General features: G+C 67.3%; 23 protein-coding genes. 12 read left to right on the top strand and 11 right to left on the bottom strand.

Annotation, left to right across the window (positions count from 1 at the left end; translation table 11 throughout):
- The first annotated feature begins 99 nt into the window (after nucleotides 1–99).
- Together pat and AC3A6P_RS12390 are read left to right on the top strand one after the other, a co-directional pair.
- The gene (gene pat / locus AC3A6P_RS12395; protein ID WP_487691792.1) at nucleotides 100–1,080 is read left to right on the top strand and encodes an acetyltransferase Pat; all 981 of its coding nucleotides are present in this window, start codon (nucleotides 100–102) and stop codon (nucleotides 1,078–1,080) included.
- Nucleotides 1,081–1,093: 13 nt separating this feature from the next.
- On the top strand, nucleotides 1,094–1,915 hold the full coding sequence (locus tag AC3A6P_RS12390) for a shikimate 5-dehydrogenase (RefSeq protein WP_487691791.1): 822 nt from the start codon (nucleotides 1,094–1,096) through the stop codon (nucleotides 1,913–1,915).
- A 4-nt stretch (nucleotides 1,916–1,919) separates the two neighbouring features.
- Here the strand turns inward: AC3A6P_RS12390 and lpqN are convergent, their stop codons facing one another.
- The gene (gene lpqN / locus AC3A6P_RS12385; RefSeq protein ID WP_487691790.1) at nucleotides 1,920–2,627 is read right to left on the bottom strand and encodes an envelope biogenesis lipoprotein LpqN; all 708 of its coding nucleotides are present in this window, start codon (nucleotides 2,625–2,627) and stop codon (nucleotides 1,920–1,922) included.
- A gap of 93 nt (nucleotides 2,628–2,720) precedes the next feature.
- On the opposite strand from lpqN, the gene AC3A6P_RS12380 reads away from it, so the two are divergent.
- From AC3A6P_RS12380 to AC3A6P_RS12370, 3 genes are read left to right on the top strand one after another with little or no spacing between them, the layout of a single operon-like run.
- A complete protein-coding gene (locus AC3A6P_RS12380; RefSeq protein ID WP_487691788.1) occupies nucleotides 2,721–3,197 on the top strand; it encodes a TspO/MBR family protein in 477 nt (158 codons plus the stop codon).
- A gap of 27 nt (nucleotides 3,198–3,224) precedes the next feature.
- Complete coding sequence (locus AC3A6P_RS12375) at nucleotides 3,225–3,902, top strand: DUF5642 family protein (protein ID WP_487691787.1); 678 nt, start codon at nucleotides 3,225–3,227, stop codon at nucleotides 3,900–3,902.
- A gap of 11 nt (nucleotides 3,903–3,913) precedes the next feature.
- A complete protein-coding gene (locus AC3A6P_RS12370) occupies nucleotides 3,914–4,597 on the top strand; it encodes a DUF5642 family protein (RefSeq protein WP_487691786.1) in 684 nt (227 codons plus the stop codon).
- Between the two features lie 7 nt (nucleotides 4,598–4,604).
- On the opposite strand, the gene AC3A6P_RS12365 is transcribed toward AC3A6P_RS12370, so the two are convergent.
- Together AC3A6P_RS12365 and soxR are read right to left on the bottom strand one after the other, a co-directional pair.
- The gene (locus AC3A6P_RS12365) at nucleotides 4,605–5,210 is read right to left on the bottom strand and encodes an alpha-ketoglutarate-dependent dioxygenase AlkB (protein ID WP_487691785.1); all 606 of its coding nucleotides are present in this window, start codon (nucleotides 5,208–5,210) and stop codon (nucleotides 4,605–4,607) included.
- A 55-nt stretch (nucleotides 5,211–5,265) separates the two neighbouring features.
- Entirely contained in the window at nucleotides 5,266–5,697 is a 432-nt protein-coding gene (gene soxR / locus AC3A6P_RS12360) for a redox-sensitive transcriptional activator SoxR (protein ID WP_487691784.1), read from the bottom strand.
- A 47-nt stretch (nucleotides 5,698–5,744) separates the two neighbouring features.
- Between soxR and arcA the strand changes: the two genes are divergently transcribed.
- Nucleotides 5,745–6,953, top strand: a complete 1,209-nt coding sequence (arcA, locus tag AC3A6P_RS12355) for an arginine deiminase (RefSeq protein ID WP_487691783.1) — start codon at nucleotides 5,745–5,747, stop codon at nucleotides 6,951–6,953.
- A gap of 6 nt (nucleotides 6,954–6,959) precedes the next feature.
- Here arcA and AC3A6P_RS12350 read toward each other — a convergent pair whose 3' ends face one another.
- Together AC3A6P_RS12350 and AC3A6P_RS12345 are read right to left on the bottom strand one after the other, a co-directional pair.
- Complete coding sequence (locus AC3A6P_RS12350; protein WP_487691782.1) at nucleotides 6,960–7,790, bottom strand: type IV toxin-antitoxin system AbiEi family antitoxin; 831 nt, start codon at nucleotides 7,788–7,790, stop codon at nucleotides 6,960–6,962.
- A 549-nt stretch (nucleotides 7,791–8,339) separates the two neighbouring features.
- Nucleotides 8,340–9,884, bottom strand: coding sequence for a dolichyl-phosphate-mannose--protein mannosyltransferase (locus AC3A6P_RS12345; RefSeq protein ID WP_487691781.1), 1,545 nt, complete (start codon nucleotides 9,882–9,884; stop codon nucleotides 8,340–8,342).
- A 35-nt stretch (nucleotides 9,885–9,919) separates the two neighbouring features.
- Here AC3A6P_RS12345 and rsmI point away from each other — a divergent pair, with 35 nt between their 5' ends.
- Nucleotides 9,920–10,750: a 16S rRNA (cytidine(1402)-2'-O)-methyltransferase gene (gene rsmI, locus AC3A6P_RS12340; RefSeq protein ID WP_487691780.1), complete on the top strand. Its 831-nt coding sequence runs from the start codon at nucleotides 9,920–9,922 to the stop codon at nucleotides 10,748–10,750.
- Here rsmI and AC3A6P_RS12335 read toward each other — a convergent pair.
- From AC3A6P_RS12335 to metG, 4 genes are all read right to left on the bottom strand, one after another.
- Nucleotides 10,720–11,964 carry an aminodeoxychorismate synthase component I gene (locus AC3A6P_RS12335; RefSeq protein WP_487691779.1) on the bottom strand — a complete coding sequence of 415 codons (1,245 nt, stop codon included), beginning with the start codon at nucleotides 11,962–11,964 and terminating at the stop codon, nucleotides 10,720–10,722. The two genes, rsmI and AC3A6P_RS12335, sit on opposite strands and share 31 nt — an antisense overlap.
- 26 nt (nucleotides 11,965–11,990) lie before the next feature.
- Nucleotides 11,991–12,875 (bottom strand): RNA polymerase sigma-70 factor, encoded by an 885-nt coding sequence (locus AC3A6P_RS12330; RefSeq protein ID WP_487691778.1) that lies wholly within the window; start codon nucleotides 12,873–12,875, stop codon nucleotides 11,991–11,993.
- The gene (locus tag AC3A6P_RS12325) at nucleotides 12,875–14,053 is read right to left on the bottom strand and encodes an NAD(P)/FAD-dependent oxidoreductase (RefSeq protein ID WP_487691777.1); all 1,179 of its coding nucleotides are present in this window, start codon (nucleotides 14,051–14,053) and stop codon (nucleotides 12,875–12,877) included. Before AC3A6P_RS12325 ends, AC3A6P_RS12330 begins: the two co-directional genes overlap by 1 nt.
- 89 nt (nucleotides 14,054–14,142) lie before the next feature.
- Nucleotides 14,143–15,690, bottom strand: coding sequence for a methionine--tRNA ligase (gene metG, locus AC3A6P_RS12320; RefSeq protein ID WP_487691775.1), 1,548 nt, complete (start codon nucleotides 15,688–15,690; stop codon nucleotides 14,143–14,145).
- Between the two features lie 45 nt (nucleotides 15,691–15,735).
- Between metG and AC3A6P_RS12315 the strand changes: the two genes are divergently transcribed.
- From AC3A6P_RS12315 to rsmA, 3 genes are all read left to right on the top strand, one after another.
- Nucleotides 15,736–16,569, top strand: a complete 834-nt coding sequence (locus tag AC3A6P_RS12315; RefSeq protein WP_487691774.1) for a TatD family hydrolase — start codon at nucleotides 15,736–15,738, stop codon at nucleotides 16,567–16,569.
- Nucleotides 16,570–16,695: 126 nt separating this feature from the next.
- Complete coding sequence (locus tag AC3A6P_RS12310) at nucleotides 16,696–17,823, top strand: resuscitation-promoting factor (protein ID WP_487691773.1); 1,128 nt, start codon at nucleotides 16,696–16,698, stop codon at nucleotides 17,821–17,823.
- Nucleotides 17,820–18,728, top strand: coding sequence for a 16S rRNA (adenine(1518)-N(6)/adenine(1519)-N(6))-dimethyltransferase RsmA (gene rsmA, locus AC3A6P_RS12305; protein ID WP_487691772.1), 909 nt, complete (start codon nucleotides 17,820–17,822; stop codon nucleotides 18,726–18,728). The genes AC3A6P_RS12310 and rsmA overlap by 4 nt, the downstream gene beginning before the upstream one ends.
- A gap of 52 nt (nucleotides 18,729–18,780) precedes the next feature.
- Here the strand turns inward: rsmA and AC3A6P_RS12300 are convergent, their stop codons facing one another.
- Entirely contained in the window at nucleotides 18,781–20,268 is a 1,488-nt protein-coding gene (locus tag AC3A6P_RS12300) for an amino acid permease (protein WP_487691771.1), read from the bottom strand.
- An 89-nt stretch (nucleotides 20,269–20,357) separates the two neighbouring features.
- Nucleotides 20,358–21,227 (bottom strand): serine/threonine-protein kinase, encoded by an 870-nt coding sequence (locus AC3A6P_RS12295; RefSeq protein ID WP_487691770.1) that lies wholly within the window; start codon nucleotides 21,225–21,227, stop codon nucleotides 20,358–20,360.
- Nucleotides 21,228–21,492: 265 nt separating this feature from the next.
- On the opposite strand from AC3A6P_RS12295, the gene AC3A6P_RS12290 reads away from it, so the two are divergent.
- Both AC3A6P_RS12290 and AC3A6P_RS12285 read left to right on the top strand, forming a co-directional pair.
- The gene (locus AC3A6P_RS12290) at nucleotides 21,493–22,449 is read left to right on the top strand and encodes a 4-(cytidine 5'-diphospho)-2-C-methyl-D-erythritol kinase (RefSeq protein WP_487691769.1); all 957 of its coding nucleotides are present in this window, start codon (nucleotides 21,493–21,495) and stop codon (nucleotides 22,447–22,449) included.
- Between the two features lie 240 nt (nucleotides 22,450–22,689).
- Entirely contained in the window at nucleotides 22,690–24,324 is a 1,635-nt protein-coding gene (locus AC3A6P_RS12285; protein WP_487691768.1) for a fatty acyl-AMP ligase, read from the top strand.
- Nucleotides 24,325–24,329 lie beyond the last annotated feature (5 nt).

Below are 24,329 nucleotides of genomic sequence, written 5' to 3'. Positions count from 1 at the left end.
GTCACGCCCGGCCCTCACATGTTCACTCCGCCTCATCGGCCCCGAGTTGCCGGGGCACTCCGGTAACGTTTGAACCATCGGAAGGACGATGACGTGGCGATGAGCTTAGTCCAGCGTGCCAGCGACCTCGCAGCCCTCTCGGTGTTCGCTGACTGCTTCGGCGCCGACCTGTATCCGCTGGCCAGAGAGCTGAAGCCGATCAAGGCCGGCGTGGGTGAGACCCTGATGACCCAGGGCGATTCCGCCGACTTCTTCCTGATCATCCACCACGGCCGGGTCGAGATCTCGCGCGAGAGCGACGACGGCTATTCGTTTGTCACCCACGTCGCATCCGGGCGCATCGTCGGCGAAATCGCGTTGCTACGGCATTCGCCGCGCACCGCGACCGTCACGGCGATCGAAGAGCTCGACGGGTGGGTCGGCGGGGACCAGGCGTTCGACGAATTGATCGAACTGCCGGGTGTGCTCGCGATGCTCATCCGCACCGCCCGCCAGCGCCTCGCGGCGTTCATCACGCCGATCCCGATGACCACGACCGACGGGACCCGGCTACTGGTGCGGCCGGTGCTGCCCGGCGACAGTGCGCGCACCACGAACGGGCCCGTCGAGTTCTCCAGCGAAACGCTCTACCGGCGATTCCAGTCGCCGCGGGTGCCCACCGAAGCGCTGATGCGCTACCTGTTCGAAGTCGATTACGTCGACCACTTCGTCTGGGTGGTCACCACCGAGAACGGCGATGTCGTGGCCGACGCGCGTTACGTGCGCGACGAACGTGACAGCAGCACCGCCGAGATCGCGTTCACGGTGGGTGACGAGTATCAGGGCCGGGGGATCGGGACCTACTTGATGGGTGCGTTGGCGGTGGCGGCCCGGGTGGCCGGGGTCAAGACCTTTTCGGGTCGGGTGCTGTCGGAGAATCTGGCGATGCGCACCATCTTCAACAGAGCCGGCGCCCGCTGGGAACGGGAGGACCTGGGAATCGTCACCACCGTGGTGGACGTGCCCACCGCGCTGCCGTTCGACAGCAAGACCGAGAAACGCATCGAAGATGTTGCCCGCCAGATGATCCGGGCCTTGTAGGGCAGGAGCGGCGATGACACGACCACCGCTGTCGAAGGACACCACGCTGTGCATCTCGCTGGCCGCGCGGCCCAGCAACATCGGCACCCGGTTCCACAACCACCTCTACGACCAACTCGGACTGGACTTCCTCTACAAGGCGTTCACCACCACCGACATCGTGGCGGCCATCGGCGGGGTCCGGGCGCTGGGGATTCGCGGTTGCTCGGTGTCGATGCCGTTCAAACAGGATGTGCTCGCGCTCGTCGACCACGTGGAGGATTCCGCGCGGGTGATCAATTCGGTGAACACGATCGTCAACGACAACGGCGTGCTGACCGCGGCGAACACCGACTACATCGCGATCGAGAAACTGATCGCGCAGTACGGCCTGAACCCGCAGCAGACGGTGCTGGTCCACGGCAGTGGCGGCATGGCCAGCGCGGTGGGATCAGCGTTCCGCGACAAGGGGTTTCAGCAGGGAACGTTGGTCGCGCGCAACGAAAGGGCCGGCCCCGAGCTGGCAGAGCGGCTCGGCTATCACTGGCGTCCCCATGTCGGCGGGGCGACGGCCTCGATCATCGTGAACGTGACCCCGGTCGGCATGGCAGGGGGACCCGAAGAACACGACAGCCCGTTTGACGCCGACATGATCGCCGCTGCCGACACCGTGTTCGACGTGGTGGCGTTGCCGTCGGAGACGCCGCTGATCGTCGCGGCCCGCTCGGCGGGCAAGCAGGTGATCACCGGAGCCGAGGTGATCGCCCTGCAAGCCGCCGAACAGTTCGAGCGCTACACCGGGGTGCGGCCGTCGCCCGAGCAGATCGCCGAAGCGTCCAGGATCTCGCGGGCCTGATAACTCAGGCGGCGGTGATCTTCGTCTGCTGGTCGATGAGTGCCGTGGCGTCGCCGAGGAGAGGGGCTTCGCTCTGGTCGGCATAGGCATTGAGCTGCAGCACGAACACTCCGTCATCGGCGGGGATGACGACAGTCTTCTGCGCGATCATGCCTTTGCGGCCATCGATCTCATAAGCGCCGGCGATCTGGAACGCCTCGAATCCGCTCAGCTGGTTGCGGGTGCCCGGGTTCATCGGCTGCCAGCCGGGCATGTTCTGCAACTCGCCCGGGGCGTACTGGAGCAGCTTCTCGGTGTCGACGTCACCGGTCAGCTTCGACATCAGCGCCAGGATCCGGGGCGGGTTCCCCGGCACCGCGCTACCGGGGAAGAAAATGGCGCCGTACGGTGCCTCGGCGAGATCGTCGCGCTGCTGCCAACCGGGGGGGACCGGGAGGTTGACCGTGGGGGTGCCGGGATCGCCACGCTTGACCCCGGATTCCTGGATGCCGTTCTGGACGATGTAGTCCTGGATGGTCTCGTTGGCGCCGGCCGGCTGGGCCGGTGTCGGGGATGCGGCCTCCGCGGAGGTGGTCGAGGTCTCTTCCTCCACGCTGCTGGTGGTCGACGAGCTGGTGGCCTCGGTCGACGAGTCCGAGCCGCAGCCCACGAGGGCGAGGCCGAGGGCGAGCGCGGTGATGCCCGCACCAGCGACTGAGGTGAGCTTCTTCATCGGTGTGGTCTCCTTCGAGATGGTTCTCCCCGGGCAGCCTACGGTGAGCAAAGCACCGGCGGGTGACGAAAAGGCGACAGGTAGCGTCAGACCATGCCCTCACGCACCTTGATCGCGACCGGACTCGGCACCGCGGCCGCGGCCGTCATCGGAAGCATCGCCAGCAAGGCCGGTGTCGAAACCTGGTACCCGACGTTGAAGAAGCCGTCCTACGTGCCGCCCAACGGAGTGTTCCCGGTGGCCTGGACCACGCTGTACGGCGATATCGCCATCACCTCGGCCGGCACCATCGACAAGCTGCGCGCCCAGAATCCCGCCGAAGCACGCGCGTACATCGCCGCGCTGGGCACCAACCTGGTGCTCAACGCGAGCTGGAGTTGGTTGTTCTTCAAAGCGCACAAGCTCGGCCCTTCGGCGATCGCGGCGGGAGCGCTGGCACTCAGCAGTGCGGACCTGGCGCGGCGCACGGCAAAGGTGAATCCACAAGCGGGACTTGCGCTTGCGCCGTATCCGCTGTGGTGCACATTCGCCACGGTGATGTCGTCCGATATCTGGCGCCTCAACCGCTGACGCATCCGCCTGTGGTAGTAAGGGCCGGTGAAGTCATTGACGCTGGGCGTCCTGACTGTCACCGTGCTGGCCGCGTGCGCAGCGCCGAGCGTGCCCCCGGCAACCGAACCGTCGCCCACCGCGGCGCCGGAGTTGCACACCGCCGACGTCGACCCTGACCGCATCCGGCGGATACGGCCGGAACTGCCCGAGGGCTACGAGGTCGCCGAGGTCGGCGGTTACGCCTCGTCACCGGTGGCGTTCTGGGGGTTCGGCCGCGGATGGACAGCGGAGCCGCCGCAGTGCGCCGCGCTGGTGGACCCGATGCCCGACGGACCGGCACAGGGCGTGTCGGGATCCGGACCGGGCGGAATCATCCATGTCGTGGTGGTGTCGGGCGGCACGGGTCTGGTGGGGCTGGACCCCGTGCTCCTCGCCGAGTGCGGCCGGTGGGCGATGAACTACGGGGGGTCCTCAGCCGAGGTGAGCCTGGTGGATGCGCCGGTGATCGACGGCGCGGCCACGCTCGGCGCCAGCAGCGTGATCCGTAACGTGGTGGAATCCGGAACCGAAACCGATTCGCGGGCTGAAACTTTCATGGCGTACGTCGGTGAGCACATGGTGTTCGTCACATTGGTGACGGATCCCGGATCGATCGATGTGCCGCTGCCGCCGCAGTACGCCAGTGACCTACTGGTGACGGCGGTCGGCACTTTGCGTGGGTAGATTGACCCTCGATGTGGATTCGCAAAGCAATCGTCGTCATCCCGGTTGCCCTCGCGAGCGTCGGCGCACTCGCCGGATGCTCCTCGGGTGAGGGCGAGGCGGCCGAGGGTTCGTCGGCCGATATCGCCAAGGTCTCCGAGCTGAAAGGTTCTTTCGGACCGGAGTTCAAGGTCACCGAGGTGCCCACCACCGGCATCGACCCCAAGCTGCTCGCGGCGCAGAAATTGCCGGAAGGGCTGAAATTCGAACCGGCCGATTGCGCGCAGTTCGCCGCGGGCCAGCAGATGCCCGCCGACCTCAAGGGCAACATGGCGGCGGTGTCGGCTGAAGGGGAAGGTCTGCGGTTCATCACCATCGCGATGGAGACCAGCGAACCCGTCCCGACGGTCGAACGGCCCGACAACTGCCAGAAGGTGAATTTCGCCGGCGGAGCACTGCGCGGCACCGTCGAGGTGGTCCCGACACCCCAGATCGACGGGGTGCAGACCCAGGGCGTGCATCGCGTGCTGCAGACCACCGTCAACGGCAAACCGCAAACCGGGGAGATCTACAGCTATCTGGCGCACTTCGGCGACTACCAGGTGATCGTGACGGCCAATCCCCTGGTGGTTCCCGACAAGCCGGTGGTGCCGGTGGACACGGCGCGCGCGGAGAAGTTGCTGTCGGACGCTGTGGCCGCCATCCGCGCGGGCTGACGCGGCACTAGCGCACGTCGCGGGGCCGGAACTGGATGCTGATCCGGGGCCCGGTCGGCTTGCTGGTTTTCGGGATGGCGTGTTCCCACGTCCGCTGACACGACCCGCCCATCACCAGCAGGTCGCCATGGCCGTGCTGGATGCGCAGCGACTGCCCGCCGCCGCGGGGCCGTAACGCGAATGTGCGTGCGGCACCCAGGCTCACGATCGCGACCATGGTGTCTTCGGTGCTGCTGCGGCCGACGGTGTCGCCGTGCCAGGCCACACTGTCGTTGCCGTCGCGATACAGGCACAGGCCTGCGCTGACAAATGGTTCGCCCAGTTCGCCGGCGTAGATGTCGTTGAGTCGCCGGCGGAGTTGCTTGAGGGCCGGGTGGGGCACCGGCCCCTCGAGCAGGTTGTGAAAGCTGACCAGTCGCGGGACATCGAGCACGCGGTCATACATTTTGCGGCGCTCGGCGCGCCACGGTACTGCCTCGCGCAGTTCGTCGAACAGCGTGCGGGCGTACTCGACGTCCTCGATCCACCCCGAGCGGACGTCGATCCACGCGCCGTTGGACAGGGTGCGGCGCTCTTCATGGTCGAACAGGGAATCCTGAACTGCCACAGACACGTGTTCCACTGTATCGCACACGCGTTCGAAAACCGCGAGCGAAGCGACGGGATATCTAGAGCCGCGCGGCGCCCGGCCCGTTCTCGGCGAGTACGTCGCCGGGGTTGGAGAGCATGCACGTCTTCAAGCTCAGGCAGCCGCAGCCGATGCAGTCGGCGAGGTTGTCGCGCAGGCGCTGCAGGTGCAGGATGCGGTCGTCGAGATCCTGCCGCCAGCCCGCCGACAACTTGGCCCAGTCCTTGCTGGTGGGCACCCGGTCGGTGGGCAGCGTCGCCAGCGCTTCACGCACCCTGGCCAGCGGGATGCCCAGGCGCTGCGACATCCGGATGAAAGCGACCCGGCGCAGGGTGTCGCGGGCGTAGCGGCGCTGATTACCCGAGGTGCGACGGCTGCTGATCAAGCCTTCGCGCTCGTAGAAATGCAGCGCGGAGACCGCGACGCCGGCCCGGTGGGCCAGCTCCCCGGGAGCCAGATCGTTGGTCTCCATACACCTGAACAATAGTTGAGGCACGGAATCGCGCTACGGTGCTAGACGTGAGTGTCGCCCAGCTTGGCTCGAATTCCGAGGTCGGCAGGTTGCGGGTGGTGATCCTGCATCGGCCGGGCGCCGAGCTGCAGCGGCTGACTCCCCGCAACAACGACACGCTGCTCTTCGACGGCCTGCCCTGGGTGTCGCGTGCGCAGGAGGAGCACGACGCCTTCGCCGCGCTGTTGCGTTCGCGCGGTGTCGAAGTGCTGCTGCTGCCCGACTTGTTGTCCGAAGCGCTGGCCAGCGGCGCGGCACGCATGCACGGGATCTCCGCGGCGGTGGATGCCCGCCGGCTGGGATTACCGCTGTCGCAGGAACTCGCGGCGTACCTGCGCACCCTCGACGCCCATTCGCTGGCTCATGTGCTGATGGCGGGCATGACCTTTGACGAGTTGCCGTTCGGCGAGCAGGAACTGTCGCTGGTGCGCCGTATGCATCATGGCGCCGATTTTGTGATCGACCCGCTGCCCAATCTGCTGTTCACCCGGGACTCGTCGTTCTGGATCGGGCCGCGGGTGGCCATCACCTCCCTGTCGATGCCGGCCCGGATCCGCGAGACTTCGCTGACCGACCTCATCTATGCCCATCACCCGCGGTTCCTGGGAGTGCGACGGGCATACGAGTCGCGGTCGGCACCGGTGGAAGGCGGGGACGTGCTCCTGCTGGCGCCCGGTGTGGTGGCGGTCGGGGTGGGGGAGCGCACCACCCCCGCGGGTGCGGAGGCGTTGGCGCGCAGCCTGTTCGACGACGATCTGGCGCACACCGTGCTGGCCGTGCCGATTGCGCAGGAACGCGCTCAGATGCACCTCGACACGGTGTGCACGATGGTCGACACCGACGCTGTGGTGATGTACCCGAACATCGTGGACTCGTTGTCGGCGTTCACGATTCACCGGGTCGACGGCGGCGGGGTCAAGATCGACCGGGCCGCGCCGTTTGTTGATGCCGCGGCCGACGCGATGGGAATCGCCAAGCTGCGGGTGATCGACACCGGTCTGGATCCCGTCACGGCCGAGCGGGAGCAGTGGGATGACGGCAACAACACTCTGGCCCTGGCGCCGGGAGTCGTCGTCGCCTACGAACGCAACACCGAAACCAATGCGCGACTGGAGGATTCGGGTATCGAGGTGCTGCGCATCGCGGCATCCGAACTGGGTACCGGCCGGGGCGGGCCGCGGTGTATGTCGTGTCCGGCGGCGCGCGACCCGCTGTAGTTCCGTTCAGAACAGGCCCCGGCACTTTTGGACATGGAACGCCTCACGGACCCAGTGGGCGGTGGTCGTCAGCTTCTCGTCCGCCGGGACGAAGAGGTTGATCCAGTTCATCAGTTGCAGGATGTTGCTGCGGCTGAGTTGGTCGCCTTTGTCGAGCAAGTGGGCGGGGGTGAGCCCGATCCGCTGTTGTTCCCAACCCAGTGGAACGATGGCGGACCGCGCGCCGTTGTTCACCCAGATCTGCGTGGCGGGTTTCGGTAGGCCGGCGTCAACCATCGCCACACGCAGCTCGGTTTCGCGCGGCGTCTTGGCGCCACCGTCCATGAGTCGCAACGGATCCCAGCACTCTCTGATGTTGGGGACCGCCCGGTAGCGGTGGGTCAGCGCGGCGATCTCGGTCCGCGAGATGCCGGTGACGGCCGCCAGCGCGTCGAGGTGTTTCACCGCGACGAGGCGTGGGTGGTGACGGGCGAGGTCGAGCGCCGTGCGCGCCGGCGAGGTGATCAACACACCGGATGTGAGCCTCCGAACTTCGTCGTCGTGGTGGCGTTCTCTCCTGGTGATCAGTCTGGGGTCGGAGGATCTCCTGCTGGTGAGCACTTCGATGGGCGCGTCGACGTCAATCCAGGTGACTCCGTGAAGCGCTGCGGCCGCGATACCGGTGATGACGCCTGTGCGTCCCGACCACAGCCAAGCGGACTCGGCGTAGTCGACGACCGTCGGTTCGCAATCGCGTGGCAGATACACGTCGGTGAGCACCCGGGTGTACCGGGCGCGGAGTTGGCCTCGGGTCAGGATGCCCGCGGCCAAGAGTTCGCTGCCGATGATTGCTCGCATCACGGGTCATCGTGACGCGCGATGACGGCGCCCTGTCGCGACGCCAACCGCCGACGCCGTCAACTGGGGATCAATCACCAGGTGTGTATGGATCCTGGGTGCTACGCCCGGGTGCAGCTGAGGGTCGTGTGGTTGGCGCGGGGTGGGGTGTGCGACGGTCGTGGGCTGCGCCGGTGGGGGCGGTTGGCGGTGTTTGGGGGTTGGTGGCGCAGGTGGGGGTTGTTGGGCAGGTTCAGTGGGCGGCGGCCGGCGACCGTGGACTGCGGATCGGCATAGCGTGCGGGGTGGGATATGGCCGCGGGGGAGTTCCTGCGCGGTGGTGCGGGGCGGCACCACCCGACTGTCCGGGTGCTACGCCCGGGTGCAGCTGAGGGTCGTGTGGTTGGCGCCGGGGTGGGGTGTGTAGCGGTCGTGGGCTGCGCCGGTGGGGGCGGTTGGCGGTGTTTGGGGGTTGGTGGCGCAGGTGGGGGTTGTTGGGCAGTCCCAGTGGGCGGCGGCCGGCGACCGTGGACTGCGGATCGGCGTAGCACCCAGGAGGGGAACCCGGAGCTAGCGCCAACTGGGCAGCCAGATCTGCATGTTCCAGGTGGCCTGGGAGATGGGCAGTCCGGTCAACACCGGGAACAACCACGCGAAGTTCGTCACGACCAGCGCCATGTAGAAGCACACGACGAGCAACCCCAGGGTCCGGCGCTCAGCGTTCTGATTGCGTTTGTAGAGGATGTCGCCGCAGATGAGCGCGATCGCCATCACCATGAACGGTGCCATAGTGGCGGCGTAGAAGAAGTACATCTGCCGGTCGATGTCGGCGAACCACGGCAGCCAGCCGGCGCAGTAGCCGACCAACACCACGGCGTAGCGCCAGTCCCGGCGGATGAAGGTGCGCCACGCCGTGTACAGCAGCACCGGAACCGCGAGCCACCACATCGCCGGGGTGCCGACGAGCATGACCGCCTTCACACAGGACTGCACACCGCAGCCGGGGACGTTGTCCTGATCGATCGCATAGAGCACGGGCCGCAGCGACATCGGCCAGGTCCACGGTTTGGATTCCCACGGGTGGTGGTTGCCCGCGGCGTTGGTCAGCCCGGAATGGAACTCATAGGCCTTGGCCGTGTAGTACCAGAGCGAGCGGATGGCATCGGGTGGCTGCCACCACTGCCGTTCACCGATTTCCTGCCCAGCGGCGTGCCGGTCCACCGCGGTCTCGGACGCGAACCAGCCCCAGAAGCTGGCCAGATAAACCGCCAGCGGAATCACACCCATGACGTAGGCGGTGGGGCCGAGATCGCGCCGCAGCGTTCCCAGCCACGGCCGCGGCACCCGGTACTGACGACGGGCGGCCACATCGAAAGCCAGCGACATCAGCCCGAAGAACAACACGAAGTACAGGCCCGACCACTTCGTCGCGCACGCCAGGCCCAGCAGTACGCCGGCGCCGAAGCGCCACCACCGCACCCCGAGTCGAGGGCCCCACGGCGTTTCGTTGATGCGGCCGTCGAGCAGCGCGTTGTGCATCCGCATCCGCACCTGGTCGCGGTCGACGATGAGCGCCCCGAACGCGGCGACGACGAAAAAGACCAGAAACCCGTCCAGCAGCGCCGTCCGGGCCGTCACGAACGACACACTCTCGGCGACCAACAGCACTCCGGCGATCCCGCCGACCAGTGTGGACCGGCTGATCCGCCGGACCGTCCTGGCCGCCAGCGCCACCATGATCACGCCGAGCAGCGCTCCGGTGAACCGCCAACCGAGCCCGTTGTAGCCGAAGATCCACTCGCCGATCGCGATCAGTTGCTTGCCCAGCGGCGGGTGCACCACCAGCCCATAACCGGGGTTGTCCTCGATCCCGCCGTTGTGCAGCACCTGCCACGCCTGGGGGGCGTAATGCTTCTCGTCGAAGACCGGGGTGCCGCCGTCGGTGGGCGACTGCAGATTCAGGAATCGTGTCACCAATGCCAGCGCGGTGACGATCGCGGTCATGATCCAGCCGTTCGCCCGGTCGACGGGACCGAAATCGGCGACGGGGACGAGCGGGCCGGGGCTGATCACGGGTACGGCACGCTCCGGCAGCACAGTGGTGGGAGCGGTCATCGGCTGCGATTTTACGGACCGTAGGCTCGCATCCCATGAGTGGTGGCCGTCTGCTGCTGGGCGCCACGCCCCTGGGGCAACCTGGCGACGCGTCGGCACGCCTACGTGACGCTCTGGCAACCGCCGATATCGTCGCCGCCGAGGACACCCGGCGGATCCGGACGCTGGCCACCGCGCTGGAGGTTCGGCTGGGCGGCCGGGTGGTCAGCCTGTTCGACCAGAACGAGCAGGCACGAGCGCCCGCCCTGATCGAGGACATGAAAGCCGGCGCGACGGTGCTGGCGGTCACCGACGCGGGCATGCCGTTGATCAGTGACCCCGGTTACCGGCTGGTGGCCGGCTGCGTCGAGGCCGGGATACCGGTGAGCTGCCTGCCCGGTCCGTCGGCCGTCACCACGGCGCTGGCGGTGTCGGGTCTGCCGTCGGACCGCTTCTGCTTCGAGGGCTTCGCGCCGCGGAAGGCCCGCCGGGCGTGGCTCGGCATGCTGGCCGCCGAGCAGCGCACCTGCGTGTTCTTCGAGTCACCGCGCCGTCTGGCCGACCTGCTTGGTGAGGCCGCCGACGTGCTGGGCGGCGACCGCCGGGCCGTGGTGTGTCGCGAGCTGACCAAAACCCACGAGGACATCGTCCGCGGCACCCTGGCCGAACTCGCCGAGTGGGCTGCCGACGGCGTACTGGGCGAGATCACGGTTGTGCTCGCCGGAGCGGTTCCGCAGGTGGATCTCGACACCTTGGTGGCCGAGGTCGTCGAACTGACGGAACAAGGCGTGCGGGTCAAGGACGCGTGCCAGCAGGTGGTGGCCGCACACCCCGGCGCGCCATCGCGGCGCGCGCTTTACGACGCCGTGCTCAAGTCGCGCGACTGAGGCAGGCCGATCGTCGGCGCCGCCTTGTGCAGGCATTCCGCCCACTCGGCGGCCGGGTCCGAATCGGCGGTGATCCCGCCGCCGACCCCCAGCACCGCCCGGGAGTGCGCGTCGAACTCCACGGTCCGGATGGCGACGTTCAGTTCGGTGCCCGCCACCGGTGACGCCAGCCCGACGGTGCCGCAATAGACACCGCGACGACGTGGTTCCCACCCCGAAAGCAGTTCGCGCGCACGCTGTTTAGGGGTGCCCGTGACGGACGCCGGCGGGAAGGTGACCTCCAGCAGTTCCCGGTTGGTGACGGTCGTGGGCACCTCGGCGGCGACGGTCGACACCAGATGCCACACCCCGGGGGCGGGCCGGACCGCCAGCAGTTCCGGCACCCGCACCGTCCCCGTGGCCGCAACGCGGCCCAGGTCGTTGCGGACCAGGTCGACGATCATGACGTTCTCGGCGACGTCCTTGACCGACTCGCGCAGCAGGGCCGGATCCGCGTGCAACGGCAACGTGCCCTTGATCGGGCTCGACCACACGGTCTGGCCGCGGCGGCGCAGGAACAGCTCAGGTGACAGCGACGCCACCGCGCCCCACCGCCCGGCGACGAACGCCGCGCGGGCCGGGGAGGTGCGCCCCACCGCGTCGGCGAAGAATTCCAGCGGCTCGCCGCGCAGCTCGCCGGTGAACTGGGTGCACACGCAGGCCTGGTACACCTCGCCGGCGCCGATCGCGTCCAGGCAGGCCAGCACCCCGGCCTCATGGGTGGCCCGATCCGGGGCGGACCAGTCGATGCGCCACGGTCTGGCCGCGACCGCGACACCGAGGGCGTCGCGCAACCAGTCCGGCATGGGCGCGCCCGTCAGATCCTCGAACCACCACACCCCGTCGTCATCGCGGCGCAGGACACAATCGGTCCAGCCGCCCGCCGCCTCCGGGACGCGGTGCGCGGTGCCGTCGGCGCCGGCGTCGGGATAGGACAGATAACCGAGCCAGCCACCGCCCACCGCGCCACCGCCGGCGGTCCCCGGTTCGACATCGAAGGCCTGCTGCGGCGGCGTCGGCTCGGCGCACAGTGTCGGCGCGATCACCGCTGACGACCCGAACCAGTCGCCGGACAACGCGGCCGGTGGGGCCAATCCCAGCCGGGTGGTGGCAGCGGCGACAGCGCGCAACACGACGGGTGAACCGCCGAGACTGCCCAGCCGGTCGATGCGCATGCCTCAAGCTTGGCAGACGCCGGAATTCACCGGCTGATCTGCCGCGGTACCAGCACGGTGCCGAGCTTCTCCGGGTTGCGCATGGCGTAGAAATTGGTGATCTTGCCGTCGGTGTAGTCGAACAGGATGACACCTTCGAGGCGCTCGCCCAGGTACAGCGTCAGCGCCGGAGTGTTGTTGTACATCGCGGGTTCGACGCGTCCGGTGTCGCCGGCGATCCGGATCAGGCCCAGGATCAGGCGGGCGACGTTGACGGCACCAGCCACCGGGCGGCGGGCGGCGCTCACCTTGCCGTCGCTGTCGGCGGTCCACACCACATCCGGCGACAGCATCGACACCAACTGCTCCAGATCACCGGTGGCCGCTGCGGCGAAGAACCGGGTGGTCAGCTCGGCCGACTCCTGCGGGTCGACGGGCGAGAACCGCTTGCGGCGGGACTGCACGTGCTCGCGGGCGCGGTGCGCCATCTGACGCACCGCTGCCGCCGATTTGCCGATGGCCGAGGCGATTTCGTCATGCCCGAACCCGAACACCTCATGCAGGACGAAGACGGCGCGCTCGTCGGGGGTCAGCGTCTCGAGCACCACCATCATGGCCATCGACACCGACTCGGCCAGCACCACATCGGCGCTGGCATCGTGTGTCTGCACCAACAGTGGCTCCGGCAACCACGGCCCGACGTACTCCTCGCGCCGTCGCGACTGTGCCCGAAGAGCATTGAGCGACTGGCGGGTCACCAGCTGGGCGAGGTAGGCCTTGGTGTCGGTCACCGTATCGAGGTCCACCTGCGCCCACCGCAGATAGCTCTCCTGGAGCACGTCATCGGATTCTGTTGCCGTACCCAGGATTTCGTAGGCGATGGTGAACAGCAGTGGTCGCAGGTGGGTGAACCGCTCGGCGTGCTCGTCCATCAGACGGTGACCCGTTGTTGCTGCTGGGCGTGCGCGAGCCGGCGGTCCCGCTTGCCGCCCTTGAGCCAGAAGTACGAGCCCGGCTTGCGGGCTTCCTTGCGCAGGAAACCCAGCGTGCCCTTGCAGACCTGCTCTTTGATGAAAGCCGCTGTGCGACCACCGATGTAGAGGTTGCGCACGGTGTCGTCGGTGTGTGCCAGCTGGATGGTCCCGCCGGCGCGACCCAGGCTGATGCACTGACCCGTCATCGCCTGTGAGAGGGTGGCCGGATCCGTGCCGGCGATGCGTGCGAGCACGGTGTTGGCGGCCTGGGCGCCCATCGGCAAGGCGGCCTGGCAGCTCATCCGCAGTGGCAGATCCGAGGGCGACGCGGCGTCGCCGGCGGCGATGATGTGCGAGTCGTCCACGCTGGTCAGTGTCTCATCGACGAGCAGGCGTCCGAGGGCGTCGGTGGTGAGTCCGCTGGCGGCCGCCAGGCCCGGCACGCCGAAACCGGCCGTCCACACGGTCACAGCGCTGGGCAGTGAACGGCCACCGTCGAGTTGCACCTCGGCGGCGGACACCGCGGTGACTGCGGCGCCGTCGAGCACCGTGACACCGAGCTTGCGCAACCGCTTGGCCACCGACTTGCGGCCGGCTGCCGACAGTGACGGGCCGAGGATCGACGTGACCAGGGTGACCTGACGACCCGCTTCGGCGAACTCCGAGGCGGCCTCGACGCCGGTCAGCCCACCGCCCACGATCACGACCGGCGCAGACAGCGGAACGTCGGCGAGCCGGTCACGCAGCCGCGCGGCCTGCTCGAATTCGCTTAGCGGGTAAGCGAACTCGGCCGCCCCGGGCACACCTACGGGAACCGAGCCGGTGCTGCCGACCGCGTACACCAGGTAGTCGTACCCGAGCTCGGCGCCGGAGGCCAGGATGACGCGCCGGGCCGGCGCGTCGATGCGGGCGGCCGCGTCGACCACCATCTCGACATCGCCGTGCAGCAGGCTGTCATACCCTTCCACGGCGTCGTCGTTGCCGGCCACCAGCTGGTGCAGCCGGATCCGTTCGACGAACTGCGGGCGGGGGTTGATCAGCGTGACCGCGCACTGCTGGGTCAGCCGGTTGGCTGCCAGCACTCCGGCATAGCCGCCGCCGATCACGATGGCACGGGTGCTCTTGTCTGCATTCATTTCTCGTCCTTCGGTCAGTGGGCTCCTCGGTGAGCCGCCTGACCTCAAGACACCGCCGGTTATCCGGATGTGACAGGGTGTGGCGCAGATCACTCGGTCTGGTAGCGGGGGAAGACTCCCGTCGGCGCCGGCAGTTCCGTGCCGGGGGCCAGGCGGGTGGCGATGGCAGTGAAATCCCGCTGCTCGGCCGGCTGACCCAACAGATCGAGCAGCTTGGCCGCCGCTGTGGGCATCACCGGCTGCACCAGAAGCGCCGCGATACGCACCACTTCCATCGTCACGTACAACACCGACCGGAATCGCTGCTGGTCGGCCGGAGACTCCGACTTGCGCAGCACCCACGGCTCCTGGGCGGAGAAGTACCGGTTGGTGGCACCCAGGGTCAGCCAGATGGCTTCCAGGGCCTGGTGCATGGCCTGCTGGTCGAACGCCTCGCGGGATTTTCCGAGCAGGGCGTCGGCGTCGGCGAGCAACGCGGTGTCGTCGGCGTTCAGTGACCCGGGGTCGGGCACCACACCGTCGAGGTTCTTGGCCACCATCGACAGGCAGCGTTGCGCGAGATTGCCCAGCTCGTTGGCCAGATCGGTGTTGATGCGCGAGATGATGGCTTCCTCGCTGTAACTGCCGTCCTGGCCGAACGGCACCTCGCGCAGCAGGAAGAAGCGCACGGCGTCGAGGCCGAAGGCGTCGACCAGGGCCAACGGGTCGACGGTGTTGCCGATGGACTTGCTCATCTTCTCGCCGCGGTTGAACAGGAACCCGTGCGCGAACACTCGTTTCGGCAGCGTAAGGCCCGCCGACATCAGGAACGCCGGCCAGTAGACGGTGTGGAACCGGATGATGTCCTTGCCGATCATGTGCAGGTCAGCGGGCCAGAACCGGCGGTAGGACGCGGAGTCGGTATCGGGGAAACCCACCCCGGTGAGGTAGTTGGTCAACGCGTCCACCCAGACGTACATCACGTGGTCGGGGTGATCGGGGACCGGGACGCCCCAGTCGAAGGTGGTGCGCGAGATCGACAGGTCGGTCAGGCCGCCCGAGACGAAACTCACGATTTCGTTGCGCCGGACATCGGGAGCAATGAACTCCGGGTGTGCCCGGTAGAGCTCGAGCAACTTGTCCGTGTACGCCGAGAGTCGGAAGAAGTACGTCTGCTCCTCGGTCCAGGTGACCTGGGTGCCGGTCTCCGTGGCGATCCGGGTGCCGTCGGGCAGTTCCTCGGTCTCGTCGGCGGCGAAGAAGCGTTCGTCCCGCACGGAGTACCAGCCGGCGTAGGAGTCCAGGTAGATGTCGCCGGCCTCGTTCATCCGATTCCAGATGGCTTTGGAGGCCTCGAGGTGGTCGGCGTCGGTGGTGCGGATGAACCTGTCGAAGGTGACGCCCAGCTTCTCCTGAAGCCGCTGGAACACGTCGGAATTGCGCCGCGCCAGGTCCGCGGTCGAGATGCCCTCGGCAGCCGCGGTCTGCGCCATCTTGAGGCCGTGCTCGTCGGTGCCGGTGAGGAAGCGCACGTCGAAACCGTCGAGCCGCTTGAAGCGGGCGATCGCGTCGGTGGCGATGTACTCGTAGGCGTGCCCGACATGCGGTGCGCCGTTGGGGTAGGCGATCGCGGTGGTCACGTAGAAAGGCTCGCTCATCAGGCCCCACTTTATGGTGTGGCGGTGAGTTCGAAACGTTCAGCCATGCGTGATGCACCCCCGGCGCCGCCGCCCCTGGCGCCGCTGATCGATGCGCACACCCACCTCGACGCCTGTGGGGCCACCGACGCCGCGGGTGTGACGGAGATCCTGGACCGGGCCGGCGCCGTCGGTGTCGAGGCCGTGGTGACCATCGCCGACGATCTGGCCGCGGCTCGCTGGGCGGTGCAGGCCGCGCACTGGGACCAGCGGGTGTACGCCGCGGTGGCCCTGCATCCGACCCGGGCCAACGCCCTGGACGACGCCGCGCGCGCCGAGCTGGAGCAGCTGGCCACCGATCCGCGGGTGGTGGCCATCGGTGAGACGGGGATGGACCTGTACTGGCCGGGCCGACTGGAGGGCTGCGCGGATCCCGACACCCAGCGGGAAGGCTTCGCTTGGCATATCGACCTGGCCAAGCGAACCGGCAAGCCGTTGATGATCCACAACCGCGACGCCGACGCCGCGGTGCTGGATGTGCTGCGCGGCGAGGGCGCCCCCGAGACGGTGATCTTCCACTGCTTCTCGTCTGACGCCGAGATGGCGCGTACGTGCGTCGACGCGGGCTGGTACCTGAGTTTGTCGGGCACGGTCAGCTTCCGCAACGCCAAGGCGTTGCACGAAGCCGCCAGGCTTGTCCCTGAGGACCAGCTGCTGGTCGAGACCGACGCACCGTTTCTGACCCCGCATCCCTACCGCGGAGCGCCCAACGAGCCGTACTGCCTGCCGTACACCGTGCGGGCCCTCGCCGAGATCGTCGGCAAACCGGAAACAATGCTTGCCAGCCGCAGCGCAGCAAACGCCCGCACGGTGTATGGTTTGCATTCAAGCGCTAATTGACAGGGGGGTAAGACGCCATGGCGGTCGTCGCTGGGTTGCCGCCCCTCCACTCGGTTCGTTACCGTCTCGTGATAATCGAGGACCCATCAGGGTCCTCGTGGACTGTGGAACCGGGATATTCGCACGTTGAACGCACTAACCGAACTTCATCAGACACGCTCACCGATACTGCGGATTCTGGTTGCGGCTCTGCTCGTCACCCTCGCCGTGGCGGGCGGCTTCGCCGTCACCGCCCACAAGACCGTGACCTTGACGGTTGACGGGGCGCCCATGACCGTTTCCACCATGAAATCGCGCGTCATCGACGTCGTGACCGAGAACGGCTTCGACGTCGGGGAGCGTGACGATCTCTATCCCGCCGCCGACCAGCGCGTGCAGGACGCCGAGAACATCGTGCTGCGCCGCAGCAAGCCGCTGGAGATCACCTTCGACGGCCAGGACACCAAGCAGGTGTGGACCACCGCGTCGACGGTGGACGAGGCGCTGGCCCAGTTGGCGATGACCGATACCGCTCCGGCAGCGGCATCCCGCGGCAGCCGCGTTCCTCTCGAAGGCATGTCGCTTCCCGTGGTGAGCGCCAAGACCGTGCAGATCAACGACGCCGGCGCCATCCGCACCGTCACCTTGGCCGCGCCCAACGTCGCGAGCCTGCTCGCCGAGGCCGGCGTGCCGCTCGAACAGAACGACCGGGTGGTTCCGGCAGCATCATCGCCGGTCATCGCGGGTATGCAGATCCAGGTGACACGTATCCGCATGGAGAAGGTCACCGAACGGCTACCGCTGAAACCGATCGCACAACGAATCGAAGATCCGACCATGAACATGAGCCGTCAGGTGCTGGAGGATCCCGGGGCCCCCGGGACCCAGGACGTGACGTTTGCCGTGGCGACTGTCAACGGCGCCGAGACCGGCCGGCTGCCGGTCGCGAACATGGTTGTCACGCCGGCTCGCCAGTCGGTGCTGCGGGTCGGCGCAAAGCCCGGGACCGAGGTTCCAGAGGTGACAAACGGTCTGATTTGGGACGCGCTCGCACGTTGTGAATCGGGCGGTAATTGGGCCATCAATACAGGCAACGGCTATTTCGGTGGTGTCCAATTTGACCAAAACACATGGGAGCGACAGGGTGGCCTGCGCTATGCTTCCCGTGCAGACCTGGCAACTCGTGAAGAACAGATAGCAATCGCAGAAGTCACTCGAGCCCGCCAGGGCTGGGGCGCATGGCCAACGTGCAGCGGTAGAACAGGGGTTTCATGACGATTCGCCTTCTCGGTCGGACCGAGATCCGGAACCTGGCGAAAGAGCTCGATTTTCGTCCGCGTAAGTCGCTGGGACAGAACTTCGTTCACGACGCCAACACAGTGCGCCGGATCGTGTCCGCCTCCGGTGTCAATCGACACGACACGGTGATCGAGGTGGGACCCGGACTCGGGTCGCTGACACTCGGCCTGCTCGACCGCGGCGCCACCGTGACGGCCGTCGAGGTCGACCCTGTTCTGGCAGAACGCCTTCCGCAGACCATCGCCGAGCACTCGCACAGCGAGATCCACCGGTTGACCGTCCTGAACCAGGACATCCTCACGCTGCGTAAGTCGGAGCTGGAGAAAGAGCCGACCGCACTGGTGGCCAACCTGCCGTACAACATCGCCGTCCCGGCACTGCTGCACCTGCTCGCGGAGTTCCCGTCCATCCGCACCGTGATGGTGATGGTGCAGGCCGAGGTGGCCGAGCGACTGGCGGCCGAGCCGGGCAGCAAGGACTACGGCGTGCCGAGCGTGAAAGTGCGCTTCTACGGCCGTGTCCGGCGCTTCGGCATGGTGTCGCCGACGGTGTTCTGGCCCATTCCCCGGGTGTACTCGGGTCTGGTCCGGATCGACCGCTATGAGACATCGCCGTGGCCCACCGAAGAGGGCTTCCGCGACAAGGTGTTCGAACTCGTCGACATCGCCTTCGCGCAGCGGCGCAAGACGTCTCGCAACGCCTTCCTGGAATGGGCCGGTTCCGGCAACGAGTCCGCCAGCCGGCTGCTGGCCGCCAGCATCGACCCGGCCCGTCGCGGCGAGACCCTGGCCGTCGCCGAGTTCGTCCGGCTGCTGCAGCGCTCGGGCACCGTGGCGGAGCCCACCGCTGAGGAGCAGCAGCAGAGCGCCCGGCAGTTCTGACCCTCGTTTTCAAAAGAGCCGGCCCATCGCGGGCCGGCTCTTTTGTGTTGTGTCAGTCCTCGGCGTCTTTGTTCAGGAACTCGTTCTGCAACGGTGTCTGCGCGACGATCGGATAGTTACCGGTGTAGCCGACGCGCTCTTGTGCCATGGCAAGGACCTTGCCGCGCACCGCGTACCACCCGATGATCAGCGCGGGCACGATCACCAGGAGAGCGATCAGATTCCAGTAGTTCTCGTAGCACATCAACACCAGCACCGCGCCGAGGAACACCAGGGTGGCGTAGCTGGTGTACGGCGTGCCCCACAGCCGGAACGACGGGCGCGACACGATGCCCTTCTTGGACCAGCGGTACAGCTGGATCTGGCAGATCACGATCGTGGCCCAGGAGGCGATGATGCCCAGCGCCGACAGATCGAGCGCGATGTTGAACGCCTCCGACGGAACGATCAGGTTCAGGAACACGCCCAGCACGGTGAATGCCGCCGTCAGGGCGATACCCGCGAACGGCACACCGCGTTTGTTCATCTTCGCGGTGAACTGCGGGGCGCTGCCGTTCATCGCCATCGAGCGCAGGATGCGGCCGGTGGAATACAGGCCCGCGTTGAGACTCGACATCGCCGCGGTGAGGACCACAAAGTTCATGATGTCCCCGGCCGCCGGCACACCGATCTTGGAGAAGAAGGTGACGAACGGGCTCTCACCCTCTTGATATGTGGTGTACGGCAACAACAACGCCAACAGCACCAGCGAACCGACGTAGAAGACCGCGATACGGAACACCACTGAGTTGATGGCCTTGGGCATCACCTTCGGCGGGTCCTCGGTTTCGCCCGCCGCGGTGCCCACCAATTCCACTGCGGCATAAGCGAAGATGACGCCCGAAGTGACCAGCACCAGCGACAGCGCGCCGGTCGGCAGCAGGCCCCCGTTGTCGGTGACCACCGAGAATCCGGTGGCCTGTCCCTCGACTTCGAAACGGCCCGCCAGGAAGACGATCCCGATGACGAGGAACGACACCAGCGCCACCACCTTGATCAGGGCGGCCCAGAACTCCATCTCGCCGAAGATCTTGACCGAGATCATGTTGACGGTCAGGACGATGACCAGTGCGATCAGCGCGATGGTCCATTGCGGAACGGCGTCGAACGCACCCCAGTAGTGCATGTACAGGGCGACGGCAGTGACGTCGACGATGGCGGTGCAGGCCCAGTTGAAGAAATACATCCAGCCCGCGACGTAAGCGGCCTTCTCGCCCAGGAATTCGCGCGCGTAGGAGACGAACGAACCCGACGACGGCCGGTGCAACACCAGCTCGCCCAGGGCGCGCAGGATGAAGAAGACGAAGACACCGCACACCGCGTACACGATGAACAGTCCCGGCCCGGCGCTGTTCATGCGGCCACCGGCGCCCATGAACAGCCCGGTGCCGATCGCGCCGCCGATGGCGATCATCTGTAGTTGCCGGGGTTTCAACCCCTTGTGGTAACCCTCTTCCTCATGGGCGAGCGCGGAATTGTCATATTCGATAGCGGTTCCCATCACTGTGACGCTAGTTCGCAACGCGGACACGGCAACTCGGCGGCGGTAAAACATAGGTTACAGAACTATGTCGCAAAAACAGCGTTTGATCAGCGTAAAAGGCGGGTAATCAGCGAAACCATTTCTGAGCAGGTCTCATAACGCGCGTCCGGGTCTTTTGCCATGGCCTTGGCCAGAATGGAATCGAAGGCGTGCGGCAACCACGAGACCTGGCGTGACATCCGCGGTGGCACCTGGTGCAGCTGTGCGTCGATCAGTGCGCCTGCCGTCTGGGCGACGAAAGGCGGTGTGCCGGTGATCAATTCCACAGCGGTGCACGCCAGGGCGTACTCGTCGGTGGCCGCGCACGGCGAGCGTCCGGCGAGCAGCTCGGGCGCAGCGTAGGGCAGTGACGCCTGGACCGTGGCGGGGTGTTCGGTGCGCTGATGGGTGATGCGTCTGGCCGGGTCGAGGGAGAGTCGTTGGGTGGCATCGCGAGACAACCGGATTGCCATGTCCTCGGCCAGTGAATGTGCCACCCCGAAATCGATGAGCACTGCACCGCCGGCCGCAAAGTCCTTGTGCACCAGTATGTTCGCGGGTTTGACGTCGCAATGCACGATACCCTGCCGGTGGGCGAAGTCCAGGGCCTCGGCGATCTGCGCCAGCGCCTGCAACCGGAGGTCCAGACTGTGCAAGGTGGTGGCGTTGCCGCCGTCGATGTACTGCATCGCCAGCCAGTCGGTCCCGCGGTCGTAGACCTCGATGATGTGGGGGTGCGGTAGCCGCTTGGCGAAGTCGAACTCGCGCGACATCCGTTCCAGCCGGTTCTCGGTCCGATGGCCGGGGGAGAGCACCTTCAAGGCCACCGCGCGGTTGCCTGCTGACGGTTGACGGGCCAGATACACGGTGGCGCTGCCGCCGTGGCCGAGCGCCTGGGCTACGACGTACCCGTGGAAGTCCTCACCTGGACGCGGCACCCTTTAATCGTAGTTTCCGGCTGGATCTTTTCAGCCCTCCTCGGGCTCGTTCGCCCCCTCGCTTCGCTGGGGGTGCCCCCGCGCCCGCATCGTCGACCGGGCTGGATTTTTGAGCCCGGCCCTTCCTCCTCGGGCTCGTTCGCCCCCTCGCTTCGCTGGGGGTGCCCCCGCGCCCGCATCGTCGACCGGGCTGAATCCTGGAGCCCGGCCCTTCCTCCTCGGGCTCGTTCCTCGCCCGCATCGTCGACCGGGCTACCCTTTTGCGGTGTCCGCATCCGACGGGAGCACCGCCGCTGAATGGGTGCCGACTGGATCTGTGACGGTCCGCGTCCCGGGCAAGGTCAACTTGTTCCTCGCCGTCGGTGACACCCGCGCCGACGGCTACCACGAGCTGACCACCGTCTTTCACGCCGTGTCACTGTTCGACGAGATCACCGTGCGCACCGCCGACGTGATGTCGCTCGACATCGTGGGGGAGGGCGCCGAGACGTTGCCGATCGACGAACGCAATCTGGCCTGGCAGGCCGCCGAACTGCTGGCCGAGCACGTGGGCCGCACACCCGACGTCGCGATCACCATCGAAAAGGCCATCCCCGTCGCAGGTGGGATGGCCGGCGGCAGCGCCGACGCCGCCGCGGTGCTGGTGGCCGTCAACCACCTGTGGGAGCAGGGGGTGCCCCGCCGAGATCTGCACGCCCTGGCTGCCGAGCTGGGCAGTGACGTCCCCTTCGCCCTGCACGGCGGCACTGCGCTGGGCACCGGCCGCGGTGAGGAACTGGCGACGGTGCTGGCGCGCAACACCTTCCACTGGGTCCTGGCGTTCGGCCGCAACGGCCTGTCGACGCCCAAGGTTTTCGCCGAGATCGACCGGTTACGGGAAGTGGGCGAGCCGCCGCGGCTGGGGGACACCGAGCCGCTGCTGGCCGCGCTGGCAACCGGCGACCCGGCGCAGCTGGCGCCGCTGCTGGGCAACGAGCTGCAGGCCGCGGCGCTGAGCCTCGACCCTGCACTGCGACGCACGTTGCGGGCGGGCATGGAGGCCGGGGCGCTGGCCGGGATCGTCTCCGGCTCCGGTCCCACCTGCGCCTTCCTGTGCGCGTCGGCGGGTGCGGCGGTGGATGTGGGCACCGAATTGGCCGGCGCCGGCGTGTGCCGAACGGTGCGGGTGGCAAGCGGGCCGGTGCAGGGCGCGCGGGTGGTGCCAACCCGTTCGACTCCGTAACGTTTGGCAGTTACTTAAGAGGAGTTTAAGATGGCTCCCGGTGGTGAGTACCGATTTGACATGCGTTGCCTCTAGAACGCCCTCCGGCTCCGTCGGCGGGCGTTTTGACGGGCAGCAGCCACAGCGCGGAATTCACCCATTTCGAGACCTAACCGCAGCTCTATTGTGTGCGCGCGCCTCCTACGGTCCGCAGCAGACATCCCCTACGTTCGAGTCGCTCCGGAAGCCGAGGAGGTCCTCGTGAGCAGGTTCACCGAGAAGATGTATTACAACGCCGCGACCAGCTCGAAGGGCATGGTCACCGGTGAACCGCACGAGCCCGTGCGGCACACATGGGGTGAGGTGCACGAGCGGGCCCGCCGCATCGCCGGTGGCCTGGCCGCCGGCGGCGTGGGCCCCGGTGACGCGATCGGCGTGCTGGCCGGCTTCCCGGTCGAGATCGCGCCGACGGCGCAGGCGCTGTGGATGCGCGGCGCCAGCCTGACGATGCTGCACCAGCCGACGCCGCGCACCGATCTGGCCGTGTGGGCCGAGGACACCCTGACGGTGATCCAGATGATCGAGGCCAAGGCCGTCGTGGTGTCCGAGCCCTTCCTGGTGGCCATCCCGGTGCTGGAGGAGAAGGGCATCAAGGTCCTCAAGATCGGTGACCTGCTCGAGGCGGAGCCGATCGATCCGGTGGAGACCGGCGAAGACGATCTGGCGCTGATGCAGCTGACCTCCGGTTCGACGGGTTCGCCCAAGGCGGTGCAGATCACGCACCGCAACATCTACTCCAATGCCGAGGCGATGTTCATCGGCGCCGAGTACGAAGTCGACAAAGACGTGATGGTCAGCTGGCTGCCCTGCTTCCATGACATGGGCATGGTCGGCTTCCTCACCATCCCGATGTACTTCGGCGCCGAACTGGTCAAGGTCACGCCGATGGACTTCCTGCGGGACACCCTGCTGTGGGCCAAGCTGATCGACAAGTACAAGGGCACGATGACCGCGGCCCCCAACTTCGCCTATGCGCTGCTGGCCAAGCGGCTGCGCCGCCAGGCCCAGCCCGGCCAGTTCGACCTGTCGACCCTGCGCTTCGCGCTGTCCGGCGCCGAGCCCGTGGAACCCGCCGACGTCGAGGACCTGCTGGACGCCGGCAAGCCCTTCGGCCTCAAGGAATCGGCGATCCTGCCGGCCTACGGCATGGCCGAGACCACGCTGGCGGTCTCGTTCTCCGAGTGCAACGCCGGTCTGGTGGTCGACGAGGTGGACGCCGACCTGCTGGCCGCGCTGCGCCAGGCCGTGCCCGCCACCAAGGGCAACACCCGCCGCCTGGCCACCCTCGGCCCGCTGCTGACCGATCTCGAGGCCCGCATCGTCGACGAACACGGCAATGTGATGCCGCCCCGGGGCGTCGGTGTCATCGAGCTGCGCGGTGAGTCGCTGACGCCCGGTTACATCACCATGGGCGGTTTCATCCCGGCACAGGACGAGCACGGCTGGTACGACACCGGCGACCTGGGCTATCTCACCGACAACGGACACGTGGTGGTGTGCGGCCGCGTGAAGGACGTCATCATCATGGCGGGCCGCAACATCTACCCGACCGATATCGAGCGGGCCGCTGGACGCGTCGAGGGCGTGCGCCCCGGCTGCGCCGTGGCCGTCCGGCTGGATGCCGGCCACTCACGCGAGACGTTCGCCGTCGCCGTCGAGTCCAACGCCTACCAGGACCCCGACGAGGTGCACCGCATCGAACGCCAGGTGGCCCACGAGGTGGTGACCGAGGTGGACGTGCGCCCGCGTAACGTCGTCGTGCTCGGACCGGGGACCATCCCGAAGACGCCTTCGGGCAAGTTGCGCCGCGCGAACTCGGTGGCACTGGTCACCTAGCAGCC

The sequence above is a fragment of the Mycobacterium sp. Soil_C_30 genome, assembly GCF_057656995.1.
The sequence above is the reverse complement of the archived record's forward strand: the minus strand, read 5'-3'. Positions and strand labels throughout refer to the sequence as shown.